Below are 397 nucleotides of genomic sequence, written 5' to 3' on the forward strand. Positions count from 1 at the left end.
GTTGGGTTATTAGGTGAATTTATAATTATAGCTTTAGTCTTTATACCAATATTAGCTTTAATTTTTTCTATATCAAAATCAAAAAAAGGCTCAACTAATGGAACAACTATGCACTTTGCTTCAAGTAATTTTATCTGTTCAGAAAAAGATGTCCAATATGGTGAAAAAACAATTACCTCGTCATCTTTATTTAGCAATATTGATAATGTATTAAATAAAGCCTGCTTAGCCCCAACACACATAGCGATATTTTCATAACTATAATCTTTAAAAAAAATAGAATCTTTTTTTATGAATTCAGCAACATTTTTTCTTAACTCAATTGTTCCAATACTATTTGTATATAAATTACTATTTTCAAGCACACTTTCTTGAATAGCTTCAATTATCTCTTTCG

General features: G+C 26.4%; 1 protein-coding gene. It reads right to left on the reverse strand.

Going from position 1 to position 397, the window contains the following annotated elements; translation table 11 throughout:
• Positions 1 to 397 (reverse strand): aminotransferase class I/II-fold pyridoxal phosphate-dependent enzyme (locus tag HUN22_RS17775; RefSeq protein WP_174732116.1); only part of this gene is annotated, 397 nt, incomplete at both ends.

The organism is Acinetobacter lactucae (assembly GCF_013344765.1).
Classification (GTDB): domain Bacteria; phylum Pseudomonadota; class Gammaproteobacteria; order Pseudomonadales; family Moraxellaceae; genus Acinetobacter; species Acinetobacter lactucae_A.